We start from the raw sequence: 13,995 nt of genomic DNA, 5'->3' as shown, positions 1-13,995 counted from the left end.
CATGACAAAGGATTATCCATTGACGACGGTCAATATCCGCCCCGCTTAAAAAGCATTCAATTCCGCCATGACGATGCCCATGCCATCCTCCGCGGGCCCCCGCCCGCCCGAACGCGCTACAAATCGCCGCCGCCGCCGTGTACCATGGCGGGCGTCGGCGCCTCCCGCGCCTCCTCAGGCTTCCGTCCATGTATCCCTACCTGATCGTCAAGCACGCCCATATGGGCTTCGCCTTCCTGTCCATACTTTTGTTCGCCGCGCGCGGCGGGCTGATGCTGAGCGGCCGCCAGCATCTGCTGGCCATGAAACCATTGCGCATCCTGCCGCATCTGATAGACACCCTGCTGCTGGCCTGTGCCATCGCACTGGTGGTGATGGGCGGCTGGCCGGTGCTGCACAGCCCCTGGCTGCTGGCCAAGATCGCCGGCCTTGTCGCCTACATCGTGCTGGGCAGCATCGCGCTGCGCCGCGGCGCCACGCCCAAAAGCCGGCTGCTGGCCTTTGTCGCCGCGCTGGCGGTGGTGGCCTATATCCTGCTGGTTGCCCGCACCAAGATGGCGCTGCCGCTGCTGTAAGCCGCATCGCCGCCCTTGACTGCGCCCGATGCGGACGCTAGGACACAGTAGGGGCGCGACACCCTCGCCGGCTGTCTCCACGTCCCTGCAGGGCGCCCTTCCGCTCCCAGCAATCGATGTCGGAGCCCGCGGCCAGATGACTCCCCCGGCACATCCCCTTTCTCCTGCGCCGCCGCCGCGCGGCTTCTCCCTGCTGGAGCTGCTGATCGCGCTGGCGGTGGCGGCGCTGATCGTCGGTTTCGCCGTTCCCGGCTATCAGGGCTATATGCAGCGCAGCCGGCGCAGCGACGCGCTGGACGCGCTGTACCAGCTGCAGCAGGCGCAGTTGCGCTACCGCGGCTTCCACCCGGCCTACGCCAAGGATCTGGCCGAACTGAAAACCCCGTTCGGCGGCGGCAGCCGCCAGGGCTATTACCAGTTGTCCACCGGCAGCGCCGGCGATCCCGCCTCCAGCTACTTCGTCCAGGCCACCGTTCGCGAAGGCGGCGCCCAGGCCGGCGACAGCGAGTGCCGGCAAATCACCCTCACCCAGCGCCAGCACACGGTTAGCCTGACGCCTCTGCCCTGCTGGGGCAAGCGATGAGGCCGCCCGCCCGCGGCGTCACCTTGCTGGAGCTGCTGGTGGTGATCACCCTCGCCGCCCTGCTTCTGGCGCTGGCACTGCCGGCTCTGGGCCGCTGGATCGCGGGCCAGCAGCTGCAGAGCGCGCTGGACGACATCACCCACAGCCTGGAGCTGGCGCGCAAGACCGCCACCACGCGCCAGAAGCTGGTGTGGGTGGAGTTCAGCCGGGATGGCGCCGGCTGGCTGCTGCGGGTATCGGAGCACAAGAGCGGCAAAGGCTGCGACGCCGGACGCGATCTGAGTTGCATCGGCAGCGCGCAGCACGCCGGCATCGCCCTCAGCCGGCCAGGCCAGGCCCTGGCGCTGAAGCTGGCGTTCTCCCCGCTGCGCGGCATGCCGCAAAACCCCGATGGCAGCTTGCTGACCGAAACCGAGCTGCAACTGAGCCGGCCTGCCTGCCTGCCAGCGCGCCTGCGGCTGCTGGCCACCGGATTGATCAGCAGCGAGGCCGGCACATGCTTCTGAGGCGCGCGAGCGGCATCAGCCTGTTGGAATTGCTGGTGGGCATGACCATAGGCCTGCTGCTGCTGCTGGCGGTGTCCGGCCTGCTGGTCAACCTGCTGGGCAGCCAGGCGCGCGAGCGGCGCCAGATCCGGCTGGGCGCGATGGTGGACGCCTCGCTGTCGCTGATGGCGATGGAGCTGCGCCGCGCCGGCTACTGGGACAGCGACGGCGGAGCCGGGACTAATCCCTATGGCCGCATCTATATCGAACAAAGCGGCCGCTGCCTGCGCTACGGCTATGACACCCCGCCCAACCAACCCAAGGGGGGGCAGCGCTACTTCGCTTTCCGCCTGAAGCTGGACGATGCCCAGCGCGGCCGGCTGCAGCGGCTGAGCGCGGACGAGGCCGGCTGGAAATGCGACGCCGCCGATGCGAAATGGGACGATCTGAGCAAGCCGGACATCGGCATCATCGACACGCTGCGCTTTACCGAGGACCGCTCGGACCACGCGATCGGGGTAGAAGTGGCGGCGCACACGCCGCCGGGCGGCGAAGAGGAGAAGCTGGATATCCGCACCAGCATCGCGCTGCGCAACCGCCCCGCCGTAGAGGTGAGATGAAGCCCCTCCGCCAGCGCGGCCTGGCCACGCTGTTCACCGTGCTGACGCTGCTGGCCGTCGCCAGCCTGGTGTTGATCGCCGCCTCGCGCCAGCTGCTGCTGGCCCACGCCAACGCGCAGAACCAGCACCGCTACCACCAGGCGCTGGACTATGCCGAGGAAGGCCTGAACCAAGCGCAGGCCGCGCTGGCCGCCGGCATGCCACTGCGCGGCACCGAACGCTACCAGCTGGCGCAGACCGAAATCCTGCCCAATCTGATCCGCCTGTCCAGCACCGGCCTGTACGACGGCCACCGCGTCACGGTGCAGCGCACCATCAGGCTGGGCGGCCGCGGAGCGGACAGCCCGGTCGCGCTGGCCATCATCGGCGACCTGGACCTCAGCGGCGCAGTCGACCTGCTCAGCGACAAGCCGGTGGAGATGACGGTGGACGGCAAAGTCGCCCTCAGCGGCTCGATCAACGGCATCTCCACGCTGCAAAGCACCGGCGACATCGCCATCAATGGCCCGCAAACCATCAACACCCTGCACTCCAACGGCAATATCGAGCTGGCCAACGGCCGCTACCAAACTGTGAAGGCGGTGGGCAATCTGACGCTGCGCGGCGACGCCGCCATCGCCCAACTGGCGCGGGTCAACGGCAATGCCCAGTTCCTAAGCAGCCCGGGCATGGATCCGGCCGTGCGCGCGGCCGAGGTGAAAGGCGACGTCAAAATCGATATGGGCGGCGCCCGCTTCGGCCGGCTGGACACCGAAGGCAGGGTGGAGATCCATCAGTCCGGCGGCATGGAGGCACTGCAGGCGCGCGGAGACCTGTCGATCCAGGGCTGGGGCGCGCCGATATCCGGCGCCATCGCCGGCCACGCCAACTTCAACGCCAACAATCCGGACATTCGCGTCATCCAAGATCCCAAGCTGCAGATCAAGCTGGAGCCGGTGCCTATGCTGCAAATCGACCGGCCGCGCATAGACGCATTCGACTTCAAGAACGAGGCGCACTACCGCTTCGAGTTCGACCATGGCCGCATCCAGGTGATGGTGCGCAAGGTGCACGGCCTGGACGACGGCGTCTACCGGCTGGGACTGTCGCCCGACAGCCAGCTGCCCAACTACCTGTGCCGCGACACCGACAACCAGGGCCGCTGCAAGAGCGGCGCACCGGCGCAGCTGATCTGCAAGGGCCACGCGCCGCAGAACGACTGCTTCGCCGGCAGCCGCCCCGGCCAGTGGCGGCTGGACAGCCGGACCATGGCGCCGGGCATCCTGTGGTTCGACGGCAATCTGGAAGTGGGCAACGGCGTTTACCACAACAGCTTCATCGCCAGCGGCAACATCGCCACCAGCGGCCAGCACAGCAGCTACGCGGTGAACTACGCCGGCGCGATAGGCATCTGCCGCAACAACGACTTTCCCGCGCTGTATCCGGAAGACGACTGCCGCCTGGGCGTGTTCAAGGGCAAGCCGATAGGCAATGCAGTGCTGCTGGCCGGCGGCTACGCGGGTGGCGGCTACCAGGGCGGCGACATCACGCTGGGCGCCTCCAGCCAGGTGCACGGCAACGTCTGGGCCGGCAATATGCTGTTTTCCGGCGGCATCACCACCATACACGGCTACGTCACCGCCGCGCGGCAAGGTCGCGCCGGCGCCGGCCAGCCCCACCGCTGGGGCGCCAGCACCACCATAGACCTGCGCAACCTGCCGGAATCGTTCCAGCCCGGTAGCCAGCCCGACAACGGCGGCGGCAATGGCAAGCGCGCAGTGGAAGCGCTGCCCTACAGCTGGATGGACAGCGAATGATGAAGCCCGGCGCGCACCGCGGCTTCACGCTGCTGGAAATGATGATCAGCCTGCTGGTGCTGGCGGTGGGAGTGCTGGGCCTGCTCAGGCTGCAGACCGAACTGCTGCACAGCCAGATCGCCGCCAACGACTACAACGCCGCCACCAATCTGGCGCAAGCGGTGCTGGAGCAAAGGCACAGCGGCGGCTGCCGCCGGCCCGACTATGCCCCAGCAGCGGCCAGCGGCACCCTCTCGCGCTTCCAGTGCCGCAGCCGCGCCGCCAGCGGCACGATCAGCGTGGACGTGCGCTGGGTGGACAGCCAGGGCGACAGCGATACCCTCAGCCTGAGCGCGCCGGAGCGGCTGGCCGGCGACTGATCGGTGCGCTTGACCCAGAACAAAGGCCGGGGTTGTCGCTTCTGATACTGTCGCCGCATTTCCCTCACCCTGCGACTTCCCCATGCCTGCCAGTCAGCAACTGCCGGAACTGGTGTGTCCGGCGGGCAGCCTGCCCGCGCTGAAGGCCGCCGTCGACCACGGCGCCGACACCGTGTATTTCGGCCTGAAAAACGACACCAACGCCCGCAACTTCGCCGGTCTCAACTTCGACGACCACACCGCCCGCATCGGCATCCGCTACGCGCATGAGCGCGGCCGCCAGGTGCTGATGGCCATCAACACCTATGCCCAGGGCGGCGACATCAGCCGCTGGCAGCGCGCGGTGGACCAGGCCGCCGATCTGGGCGTGGACGCGGTGATCCTGGCCGACATGGGCCTGCTGTCCTACGCCAGCCGCCGCCATCCCGATTTGCGCCTGCACCTGTCGGTACAGGGCTCCGCCACCAATTACGAAGCCATCCGGCTGGCGCAGGAGTTATTCGGCATCCGCCGCGCGGTGCTGCCGCGGGTGCTGACGCTGGAGCAGGTGCGCCAGGTGATAGAGCACAGCGACGTCGAAATCGAAGTGTTCGGCTTCGGCAGCCTGTGCGTGATGGTGGAGGGCCGCTGCCTGCTGTCCAGCTACGCCACCGGCGAGTCGCCGAACTCGCACGGCGTCTGTTCGCCGGCCAAGTTCGTAGAATGGCGGCACACCCCGCGCAGCCTGGACGCCCGCCTCTCCGGCATCCTGATCGACCAGTACACCCCAGACCAGCCGGCCGGCTATCCCACACTGTGCAAAGGCCGCTTCGAAGTGCAAGGCGACACCTATTACGCGCTGGAGGAGCCCACCAGCCTGAACGTGCTGGCCATGCTGCCCCAGTTGCTGGACATCGGCGTGGCGGCGATCAAGGTGGAAGGCCGCCAGCGCAGCCCGGCCTACGTCGGCCAGGTCACCCGCATCCTGCGCGAGGCGCTGGACGCCGCCGGCCGCGAACGCCAGCGCTTCGCGCTGCAACCGGCCTGGCAGCAAGGTCTGGCCAAGGTGGCAGAGGGGCGGCAGCAAACGCTGGGCGCCTACGACCGGCCATGGAAATGAGCGCGCCCATCATGGGAACCAGCATGCCCACCATTCCTCTCAAGCTCGCCCTCGGTCCGGTGCTGTTTTTCTGGCACCGCGACGACATCCTGCGCTTCTACGCCGAAGCCGCCGACTGGCCGCTGGACACCCTCTATCTGGGCGAAGTGGTGTGCGGCCGCCGCCAACAGCTGCGCAGCCAAGACTGGATCGCCCTGGCCGCCGAGCTGGCCGCCGCCGGCCGTGAAGTGGTGTTGTCCTGCCAAGCGCTGCTAGAGAGCGAATCCGACCTCAAGCGGCTGCGCAGGCTGGCGGACAACGGTCAGTTGGCCATCGAAGCCAATGATCTGGGCGCCGCCCGCCTGGCCCGCGAGCGGAACCTGCCCTTCGTCGCCGGCCCCCATTTGAACATCTACAACGCCGACACCCTGGCCGTGATGCATTCGCTGGGCGCCTACCGCTGGCTGCCGCCGGTGGAAATGAGCCGCGACATCCTGGCCGCGGTGCTGACAGCCGCCCGCCGCCGGCAACTGGACATCGAAACCGAAGTCTTCGCCTGGGGCCGGCTGCCGCTGGCGCTGTCCTCGCGCTGCTTCACCGCCCGCCACTACCAGCTGAACAAAGACGACTGCCAGTTCCGCTGCCTGGAACATCCAGACGGGCTCAGGCTGTCCACCCGCGACGGCCAAGGCTTCCTCGCCATCAACGGCACTCAGACCCTGTCCGATGGTTGCCAAGCGCTGCTGCAGCATCTGTGCGGGATGGCGGCAATCGGCGTGGATCGGGTGCGGATCAGCCCGCAGGCCCAAGAAACCGGCGCCGTGGTACGCGCCTTCCGCCAAGTGCTGGACGGCCAGAGCGAAGTGGCCGGCCTGATGACGGAGCTGAGCCGCCTGGCGCCCGGACTTCCGGTAGACGGCTATTGGCGCGGCCAGGCCGGCATCCATCCGCTGGAGAACCATCATGCGCATTCCTGAGCGGCCGCTGCCCGGCGGTATCGCCAAGCTATTGGCGCGCCTGCCCGCCGCGCCGCCCAGCTGGCTTCTGGTGGCCGGGCTCAACCAATTGCTCAGCCGCGGCATCCTCCCCGCCGACATGGACCTGCTGGCGGGCAAACGCTTCCGCGTCTGCCTGCAGGATGCGGGTCTGCAGCTGGACTTCAGCGCCGACCAGCGGCGCTTCACGCTGGGCTGCGGCGAACCGGATCTCAAACTCGCCGCCAATTGCGGCGACTTCGCCCGCATGCTGCTGCGCGCGGAAGACCCCGACACCCTGTTCTTCCAGCGCAAATTGAGCATCGAGGGCGACACCGAGCTGGGCCTGATCGTCAAAAACCTGCTGGACAGCGTGGACTGGAGCCAAACCCCGCTAGCCCGCCTGATGGCAGGCTGAAGCCATACCTCTTGCCCCTGCGGATGCGATGGGCTAGCAAGAAGCTAGACCGGCATGAAACAGAGGCGCCATGAGACACTGGCCGTTCAGCACGCGGCGGATAAAGACCGAACTTGCCTTGATCGCGCTTTTCAATCTGATCAGCTTCCTGCTGTTCGTGCATTTCGAGCTGTTCGACAAGCTGGACGACTGGTTCCACAGTCACCCGGACAGCTCGCTGGACGAGGTGTTGCTGATCGGCTTCACGCTGGCGATCTCGATGTCCATCTTCGCCGTGCGCCGCCTTAAGGAGGCCAGCAGCCTGCTCAAGGCGCTGCGGCGACAGGCGGAGCGCGACGAAGTCACCGGCCTGGCCAACCGCCGCCGCGCCAACCAGGCGCTGCAGCGGGAAACCGAGCGCAGCTACCGCAGCGGCCGCCGCTACTCGGTGTTGCTGATCGATCTGGATCATTTCAAGAGCATCAACGACACCCACGGCCACCTGATCGGCGACATGGTGCTGCAGCGTTTCGGCAAGGTATTGCAAAGGCGCGCGCGCCAGCTGGACACCATCGCGCGCTGGGGCGGCGAGGAATTCATCGTCATCTGCCCGGAAACCGAGCAACAAGGCGCGCTGACCCTGGCGGAAAACATCAGCGCGCTCTTGAAGGAAATCGATGTCGCCCCGGTGGCGCAAGTCACCGCCAGCATAGGCGTGGCCACCCTGACCGACGACGACACCCCGGACAGCCTGGTGCACCGCGCCGACATGCATCTATACGCAGCCAAGCAGGCAGGGCGCAACCGGGTGGTCGGCGATGCCCAAACCTCGGAGGCATCGCAGCTGCAGGCGTGAAAAAGCCGGCGCATGGCCGGCTTCGAGCTTGAGGCAAAAGCAGTTCCGTTTCGCGTCAGACCACGCTCTGCAACAGGGCGCTGCGCTTGGCCGAGAGGTCCAGGCCCGGCAGGTCCGCCATGATGTCCGGGTGATCGGCCAGCTTCTCCACCACGAAATCGACGAATACCCGGGTACGCGGCGCGATATGGTCGCGATGCGGGAAGCAGATGTAGATCGACCGCTCCAGCGACACCATGTCGGTCAACACCGGCTCCAACTCGCCGCTACGTATCAAGTGCACCACTTCGTGCCCCGGCAGCTGCGCCACCCCCATGCCCAGGCGGGCCAATTCGGCCACCGCCTCCATGTCGTTCAATGTATAGGTGCCGTTGACTTCCAGCGGGATGCGCTCGCCCTTGCGGTCGAACTCCCACTTGAACAGGCGGCCGGAAGTCGGAAACTGGAAATTGATGCAATCGTAGCCGCCCAACTCCTCCGGAGAGGAAGGCCGACCATGCCGATCCCAGTAATCCGGCGACGCCACCACGTACAGCGGCATCTGCGCCAGATTGCGCGCCACCATCCGGCTGTCCGGCATCATGCCGGTGCGCACGCCGACATCGTAGCCGTCCTCGATCAGATCGCTGAAATGGTCGTCCAGGCCGAAAAACACCCGGACCTTGGGATAGCGTTCACAGAACTCGCCCATGATGGGCAGAATGAAGCGCCGGCCAAAGGAATTGGGCATGCTGACCCGCAAATGGCCGGCGGGCTCGTCCCGGCTGGCCTTCAGCTGATTGATGGCCGAATCCAGATTGTTGACGGGCCCGCGGCACTGCGCATAGAAACGGCGGCCATCCTCGGTCAGCGTCAGCTGGCGGGTGGTTCGGTTGAACAGGCGAACTTCCAGTTCCTGTTCCAGACGGGCAATACTCTGGCTGATGGCAGCCGGCGATACGCCGAGCTTGCGCGCGGCGTCCGAGAAACTGCCGTTTTCGGCCGTGGTCATGAAGACCATGAGAGCTTTTAAGGTATCCATAAGCGGGGCGATTCCTGAACTGGCGTGTATGCTTGCCGATCCAGCGGATTAAGCGACAAGCACAACCGTCCGCAGAATTATATGTATTTTCTTTAAAAAGATTACATCAATTCTGTACAGTATTAAAGGATATATTTTAAATTAAACCGTGATCACAACTCCGGTCGCACCATCTGCAAATCCCACATCCCCGATCCGCCATTCCGATCTATCATGCCAATCGGCTCCAGATCTTGCTTTATCGCTATTTTATGCGATGCAATTATGCGCTTTTAAGCGTTTGCTTGCCAGAATTTATTAGCCTTTGCTTACAACTTATGCCGATGACCTTGCATCGCATGCGACATGCGTCACCAAGCTAAGCAAAATTTTGCCCGCATCAAAACATAAACAAATACTTATATGTAAAGTAACACCAGACCATGCCCCAGCAAGATCGGCATCTGCGCGCGCCACGCAGAACCGTGGCAATCTGCCTAGAAAAAGTCAAATCATTTACACTGTTAACATGTTTCTATTTGTAACGAATGAATTTATGACAAATAAAATGATGAATTATCAGTAATTTTCCTAGGATTTTTGCTGCTGCAAATTTGGTATACTCGACGACGAAAAAAACAACAATTCATATGACTTCTAGTGAGCCTAGTCTTACATGCAAGGAGCATGTGAGCTACTATCTGCCTGTGTAAACCCACAAGACCAAGGAAGACTCGCTCATGGTGATCGCAAAACCCATCAATGCAAGACCGCTCCCGGCCGGCCTGACCGCGTCGCAGCAATGGACTTTGTTGGAGTGGATCCACATGGCTGGTCACATCGAGACCGAGAACGAACTCAAGATCTTCCTTGACCAAGTCCTATCTCAGGCCCCTTCCGAACGCATCGTGCTGGCCCTCGGACGCCTCAACAATCAAAACCAGATTCAACGGCTGGAAAGAGTGTTGAATGTCAGCTACCCGACAGAATGGTTGGATCAGTATATGAAGGAAAACTACGCCCAACACGATCCCATCATGCGCATTCACGTCGGCCAGGGGCCGGTAATGTGGGAAGAACGCTTCAACCGTGCCAAAGGGGCCGAAGAAAAACGATTCATCGCAGAAGCCAATCTCAACGGAATGGGCAGCGGCGTCACCTTCAGCGCCGCCTCCGAACGCAACAACATCGGCAGCATACTGTCGCTAGCGGGCCGTGAACCTGGCCGCAACGCCGCGCTGGTGGCGATGCTGAACTGCTTGACGCCCCATCTGCACCAGGCGGCCATCCGCATCGCCAATCTTCCTCCGGCCTCTCCGAACAATATGCCGCTATCGCAACGCGAGTACGACATCTTCCACTGGATGAGCCGCGGCAAAACCAACTGGGAAATCGCCACCATCCTCGACATCAGCGAGAGGACAGTGAAGTTTCACGTCGCCAACGTGATCCGCAAGCTTAATGCGAATAATCGCACTCATGCCATTGTATTGGGCATGCACCTGGCAATGCCACCCTCGATCGTAACGAACGAATAACTTCGCCGCGCATTGCCTCCCAATCAAAGTAGCCGGCCATGGACAGCACGCCGCCATCAAGCGGGCGTGGGACACCTACTGGCCGAATTGGGAAACCTAGCGTCACAAGTCGGCGGTACATGCAAGGCTCCACGACGAAATACATCCAACGGATGTTGTTCCACTGCGCCCATTGCCACAAGCTGAGATATAACAATCTGGATGCAGGAGCTGTCAGTCTCCCTCCCAATTCCGTCGCATCCACCGCAAAACGCGATATTTCGGCGCTGCGCGCCCCTTTCCGGAGTATTTCATCCGGCACTAGCAGCCTTGAGAAATCTCGCTCCAACATGTATCGCTCGGTGCCAGGCGTAAACCTTACCGACCCTACCACTCGTCCTTCCAGGAAAATCGCCAGATTGTCGGAAACAGCATCGTACTCATCGTGGTCCAGCCCACTATCGCATACGGGCAACCAGTGTAGCTTCTCGCGGAAAATCTTGTGCCTGAATACCAGCAGATCAGACATAGTTCGCTCGTCCGCGACACGATCCAGTACCAAACCATCCAACTGCAACGGATAAAACTGTTTCACTTAAGCCTCCTGATTTTGGTTGTTTGTGGGCAGGAGGAAATGTAAAACTAGTACGAAAGACCTGAATCTGTCCTATGGAACAGGTTTTCTACTTAGCAAGACAATCTATAAATAAAAATTGCTACAAAATATCAACTCAAAAATCTTGTCGATCCGACAATTCTTGCACCATTCCCTCTATCTTTGCCTCATCAAACATCCTGAAGCAGGATTCAGGACGAACAAGTTCACCGTCGCAAGGGACTCCAGGCTGTTTTTTTTGCTACATTTAGGTCTTTGCCATCCACTTCAAGCCATGACCGCCTTTACCAGTTGCAACCCCGCCACCGGCGAAGTCTGCTTCACGCGCCCCGCCTGGAATGACGCCACACTCGCACATAGCCTGACTCGACTGCGCCACTCCCAACTCGCCTGGGCAGGGCTGACCATAGACCAGCGCGCCAGCCATTTGCTGCGCCTAGCAGACCAATTGGCCATGCAGCGCGAGACGCTAGCCGACCTGATCACGCTGGAAGTTGGCAAGCGCACCGGGGAATGCCTGGCCGAGATCGACAAATCGGTGCAACTGATCCGCTACTACGCCGAACTGGCGCCGGCCCTCCTGTCTCCCCAGAACATTCCGACTCAGGCCAGCCGCAGCGGCGTGGCTTTCGAACCACTGGGCCTAGTCATCGCGGTGATGCCCTGGAACTATCCGATCTGGCAAGTGCTGCGCTTTGCCATTCCGGCCTTGATGGCCGGCAACGCCTGCTTGGTCAAACCCGCGCCTTCGGTGCCGCAGTGCAGCCAGCTCTTGCTCGACGTCGTCCATCAAGCTGGTCTTGCCGTACTGGAAATGGCCTGGATTGAAACCGATCTGGTCGAAGAGGCGATACGGCATTGCGATGCAGTCGCCTTTACCGGCTCCACCCATACTGGCCGGGTGATCGCCTCCCTGGCTGGCAGGCATCTGAAGAAAACCGTACTGGAGCTGGGCGGCAGCAACCCTTTCATCGTGCTCGCCGACGCCGACATCCGGACCGCGGCCCGCGATGCCGCCAACTCGCGCTTCCGCGATGCGGGCCAAAGCTGCAATGCCGCCAAACGGATGATTGTGGTGCCGGAGATAGCGGATGCCTTTGTCGAAGCCTTCTGCGCCGAAGCCGGCAAGCTCAAGGCCGGCGATCCGCGTTCGCCCGATACCACGCTGTCTCCGCTGACCCGGGCCGACCTGCGCGAAGCGCTGCATGCGCAAGTTTTGGACGCTTGCCATCATGGCGCCCAACTCCGGCTGGGCGGACAGATGCCTCATACGCCCGGTTTCTTCTACCCAGCCACGGTGCTGGACCACGTCAACCCATCCTGCCGCATCTACCATGAAGAAGTCTTTGGGCCGGTCGCCGGCATACTGCGCGCGCGCGATGAGGCCGACGCGCTGCGGCTGGCCAACGACACGCCGTTTGGCCTAGGCGCCAGCATCTACAGCGCCGACGACGAGCGCGCCTGGCAACTGGCCAGGCGAATAGAAGCGGGCAGCGTATTCATCAACCGTCACACCAGTTCCGATCTGCGCCTGCCTTTCGGCGGCGTCAAGGCGTCGGGTTATGGCCGCGAGCTGTCCGAGTTCGGGTTATACGAGTTCGTCAACGTGAAAACCTACTGGCAAAAATAGCCAGGCAAGAAAAAAGGGGCCAAGGGCCCCTTTCCCACATCTCCGCACAAGCAACTAGTGCAAGCGCGCCACGCTCTGCGACAACGGCACCCCAGCCTCGCGCAGGCAGTCCGACAGATCGCGCCAGCTGGCCTCCCGATCCGGCGCCACGTCCGGCACCAGCAACCAGGGCACCCGCGCCGCGATCTCGTCATTGCCCTTCACTCGCAGCGAGACTTCATAGCCCTGGATTTCCGGCTGATACTCGGCCACCGCCTCCAACTTGTCTATCCCGCCCTGGCTGGCGGCCAGCAGCGCCGCCGATACGCCCAGGCGCTTGCGGTTCCAGGCGTGCATGCCGCTGGATAAAGCATCCCACCAGGGCAGAGGCGCGAACAGTTCGGCCTCGCCGTACTCCATCTCAGCCGCAATCGCCTGCTGCACCAGCGGCATCGAGGCGTCCAGCGCCTTGCGCGCCAGCCGGCGCGCCTTGTCCATAGGCAAGGCGCCGCGCTCCACCAGGAAAGGAATCCAGGCCATCACCAATTGCGAATCGTTGGTCTTGCGCGCGGCGTCGTAAGTGGCGCGCGAAGCTTCCGGACTCAAGGGCGCGAAATCGCAGCCGGCATCCATGATGGGCGCCAGCTGGACCATATCCTGGCAGGCGCGCTCATTGAGCATGTCCACGGTGAACAACGTGGGGGAAATCCATAGAATGGACTTCTCCGGTACCTCCAGTGCGTCCGCCAACGCCACTTCCAGTTGCTCCAGGCGCGGGAAGTGCCACCAGACGCCACCCTGGCTGCGGGAAAAGGCAAAAGGCAGCGCCCACAATTCGAACGACACCACGGTGCCGTCCTTGCGGATCACTTCGGGGAAGGCCACCGCGTCGCGCGCGCTGTTCACCAGCAGTTGACGCGCAGCCGGCTCCGCCTGCAGGGCCAGCTGCGCCTCGGTGAATACCGCCTGATCGCCAGCCATCAGCGCCATTTGCACCGCCGCCGCCAGTTGCATTCCCTCCATCGGCTTGCCGACCGCCAGGCGGGCTTTGTCCACCAATTGTCCGATCGCCTGCTGGCGCTCGGCCGGCGGCAGGGGCTTGGTCGGACCGGTGCGCATTTCGCGCGGTTCCGGACCGGCTGCATCGCGCTCGGCATAAGCCTTGTGCAGCCTCTGGTAAGTCCTCATCGCCTCATCGCAGATTTCCTGCAATTCGCCGACGCTGGGCTCGATTTCGCCGTAAAAATTGAAGTCGAACAGGCGCAAACGCAGATTGCAGAGATAGACGGTCAAATTCTCCGACTCATCGAACAATACCGCGCTCGCCAGGCCATCGCGCTCGCGGCCCGGAAAGTCGGTATCGTCATTGCCCACCAGCCTGCAGATGAAGGCGGGGGACTCGGTATGCACCAGGTACTCGGCACCCTCCAGCCCCTGCTCATCGACGGCATCGCCGAAGATGAAACGGTTGGGCAGGAAAGGCTCACCCCGGATACGGGCATTACGCGGCAGAGATTTCATTAGGCGACA

The 13,995-nt window shown here is 63.2% G+C and carries 15 protein-coding genes; 12 read left to right on the top strand and 3 right to left on the bottom strand.

Annotation, left to right across the window (positions count from 1 at the left end; all coding sequences use genetic code 11):
- The first annotated feature begins 188 nt into the window (after positions 1–188).
- The 10 genes from BI344_RS18960 (at position 189) to BI344_RS18915 (ending at position 7,723) form a co-directional block, all read left to right on the top strand.
- Entirely contained in the window at positions 189–575 is a 387-nt protein-coding gene (locus tag BI344_RS18960; RefSeq protein ID WP_071114362.1) for a SirB2 family protein, read from the top strand.
- A gap of 136 nt (positions 576–711) precedes the next feature.
- Positions 712–1,158 carry a type IV pilin protein gene (locus tag BI344_RS18955; protein ID WP_071114361.1) on the top strand — a complete coding sequence of 149 codons (447 nt, stop codon included), beginning with the start codon at positions 712–714 and terminating at the stop codon, positions 1,156–1,158.
- Positions 1,155–1,664, top strand: a complete 510-nt coding sequence (locus BI344_RS18950; protein ID WP_071114360.1) for a GspH/FimT family pseudopilin — start codon at positions 1,155–1,157, stop codon at positions 1,662–1,664. Before BI344_RS18955 ends, BI344_RS18950 begins: the two co-directional genes overlap by 4 nt.
- Positions 1,655–2,263 (top strand): PulJ/GspJ family protein, encoded by a 609-nt coding sequence (locus BI344_RS18945; RefSeq protein ID WP_071114359.1) that lies wholly within the window; start codon positions 1,655–1,657, stop codon positions 2,261–2,263. Before BI344_RS18950 ends, BI344_RS18945 begins: the two co-directional genes overlap by 10 nt.
- Positions 2,260–4,059 carry a DUF4097 family beta strand repeat-containing protein gene (locus BI344_RS18940; protein WP_071114358.1) on the top strand — a complete coding sequence of 600 codons (1,800 nt, stop codon included), beginning with the start codon at positions 2,260–2,262 and terminating at the stop codon, positions 4,057–4,059. Before BI344_RS18945 ends, BI344_RS18940 begins: the two co-directional genes overlap by 4 nt.
- Positions 4,056–4,418, top strand: a complete 363-nt coding sequence (locus tag BI344_RS18935; RefSeq protein WP_083338787.1) for a type IV pilus modification PilV family protein — start codon at positions 4,056–4,058, stop codon at positions 4,416–4,418. The genes BI344_RS18940 and BI344_RS18935 overlap by 4 nt, the downstream gene beginning before the upstream one ends.
- A gap of 82 nt (positions 4,419–4,500) precedes the next feature.
- Positions 4,501–5,517, top strand: coding sequence for a ubiquinone anaerobic biosynthesis protein UbiU (gene ubiU / locus BI344_RS18930; protein WP_071114356.1), 1,017 nt, complete (start codon positions 4,501–4,503; stop codon positions 5,515–5,517).
- Positions 5,518–5,540: 23 nt separating this feature from the next.
- On the top strand, positions 5,541–6,473 hold the full coding sequence (locus BI344_RS18925) for a U32 family peptidase (protein WP_071114418.1): 933 nt from the start codon (positions 5,541–5,543) through the stop codon (positions 6,471–6,473).
- Positions 6,460–6,888, top strand: a complete 429-nt coding sequence (gene ubiT, locus BI344_RS18920; protein ID WP_071114355.1) for a ubiquinone anaerobic biosynthesis accessory factor UbiT — start codon at positions 6,460–6,462, stop codon at positions 6,886–6,888. Before BI344_RS18925 ends, ubiT begins: the two co-directional genes overlap by 14 nt.
- A gap of 70 nt (positions 6,889–6,958) precedes the next feature.
- Positions 6,959–7,723 carry a GGDEF domain-containing protein gene (locus BI344_RS18915; protein WP_071114354.1) on the top strand — a complete coding sequence of 255 codons (765 nt, stop codon included), beginning with the start codon at positions 6,959–6,961 and terminating at the stop codon, positions 7,721–7,723.
- Between the two features lie 55 nt (positions 7,724–7,778).
- Here the strand turns inward: BI344_RS18915 and BI344_RS18910 are convergent, their stop codons facing one another.
- Entirely contained in the window at positions 7,779–8,744 is a 966-nt protein-coding gene (locus BI344_RS18910; RefSeq protein ID WP_071114353.1) for a LysR family transcriptional regulator, read from the bottom strand.
- Between the two features lie 719 nt (positions 8,745–9,463).
- Here BI344_RS18910 and BI344_RS18905 point away from each other — a divergent pair.
- Entirely contained in the window at positions 9,464–10,261 is a 798-nt protein-coding gene (locus BI344_RS18905) for a LuxR family transcriptional regulator (protein ID WP_071114352.1), read from the top strand.
- On the opposite strand, the gene BI344_RS26210 is transcribed toward BI344_RS18905, so the two are convergent.
- Positions 10,182–10,769 carry an acyl-homoserine-lactone synthase gene (locus BI344_RS26210; RefSeq protein WP_420837176.1) on the bottom strand — a complete coding sequence of 196 codons (588 nt, stop codon included), beginning with the start codon at positions 10,767–10,769 and terminating at the stop codon, positions 10,182–10,184. The two genes, BI344_RS18905 and BI344_RS26210, sit on opposite strands and share 80 nt — an antisense overlap.
- Positions 10,770–11,130: 361 nt before the next feature.
- Between BI344_RS26210 and BI344_RS18900 the strand changes: the two genes are divergently transcribed.
- A complete protein-coding gene (locus tag BI344_RS18900) occupies positions 11,131–12,486 on the top strand; it encodes an aldehyde dehydrogenase family protein (RefSeq protein WP_071114351.1) in 1,356 nt (451 codons plus the stop codon).
- Between the two features lie 54 nt (positions 12,487–12,540).
- On the opposite strand, the gene BI344_RS18895 is transcribed toward BI344_RS18900, so the two are convergent.
- Entirely contained in the window at positions 12,541–13,986 is a 1,446-nt protein-coding gene (locus BI344_RS18895; RefSeq protein ID WP_071114350.1) for a hypothetical protein, read from the bottom strand.
- Between the last annotated feature and the right edge of the window lie 9 nt (positions 13,987–13,995).

Source organism: Chromobacterium sphagni, from assembly GCF_001855555.1.
Lineage (GTDB): Bacteria > Pseudomonadota > Gammaproteobacteria > Burkholderiales > Chromobacteriaceae > Chromobacterium > Chromobacterium sphagni.
Note: the sequence above shows the minus strand (reverse complement) of the source record. Positions and strands in the feature narration are given on the sequence as shown.

Coding starts and splice junctions, on each gene's coding strand:
- BI344_RS18905 (WP_071114352.1), top strand. CDS start 9,464: ATGGTGATCGCAAAACCCATCAATGCAAGACCGCTCCCGGCCGGCCTG.
- BI344_RS18950 (WP_071114360.1), top strand. CDS start 1,155: ATGAGGCCGCCCGCCCGCGGCGTCACCTTGCTGGAGCTGCTGGTGGTG.
- BI344_RS18895 (WP_071114350.1), bottom strand. CDS start 13,986: ATGAAATCTCTGCCGCGTAATGCCCGTATCCGGGGTGAGCCTTTCCTG.
- BI344_RS18960 (WP_071114362.1), top strand. CDS start 189: ATGTATCCCTACCTGATCGTCAAGCACGCCCATATGGGCTTCGCCTTC.
- BI344_RS18925 (WP_071114418.1), top strand. CDS start 5,541: ATGCCCACCATTCCTCTCAAGCTCGCCCTCGGTCCGGTGCTGTTTTTC.
- BI344_RS26210 (WP_420837176.1), bottom strand. CDS start 10,769: ATGTCTGATCTGCTGGTATTCAGGCACAAGATTTTCCGCGAGAAGCTA.
- BI344_RS18955 (WP_071114361.1), top strand. CDS start 712: ATGACTCCCCCGGCACATCCCCTTTCTCCTGCGCCGCCGCCGCGCGGC.
- BI344_RS18940 (WP_071114358.1), top strand. CDS start 2,260: ATGAAGCCCCTCCGCCAGCGCGGCCTGGCCACGCTGTTCACCGTGCTG.
- BI344_RS18915 (WP_071114354.1), top strand. CDS start 6,959: ATGAGACACTGGCCGTTCAGCACGCGGCGGATAAAGACCGAACTTGCC.
- BI344_RS18910 (WP_071114353.1), bottom strand. CDS start 8,744: ATGGATACCTTAAAAGCTCTCATGGTCTTCATGACCACGGCCGAAAAC.
- BI344_RS18900 (WP_071114351.1), top strand. CDS start 11,131: ATGACCGCCTTTACCAGTTGCAACCCCGCCACCGGCGAAGTCTGCTTC.
- BI344_RS18935 (WP_083338787.1), top strand. CDS start 4,056: ATGATGAAGCCCGGCGCGCACCGCGGCTTCACGCTGCTGGAAATGATG.
- ubiT (WP_071114355.1), top strand. CDS start 6,460: ATGCGCATTCCTGAGCGGCCGCTGCCCGGCGGTATCGCCAAGCTATTG.
- ubiU (WP_071114356.1), top strand. CDS start 4,501: ATGCCTGCCAGTCAGCAACTGCCGGAACTGGTGTGTCCGGCGGGCAGC.
- BI344_RS18945 (WP_071114359.1), top strand. CDS start 1,655: ATGCTTCTGAGGCGCGCGAGCGGCATCAGCCTGTTGGAATTGCTGGTG.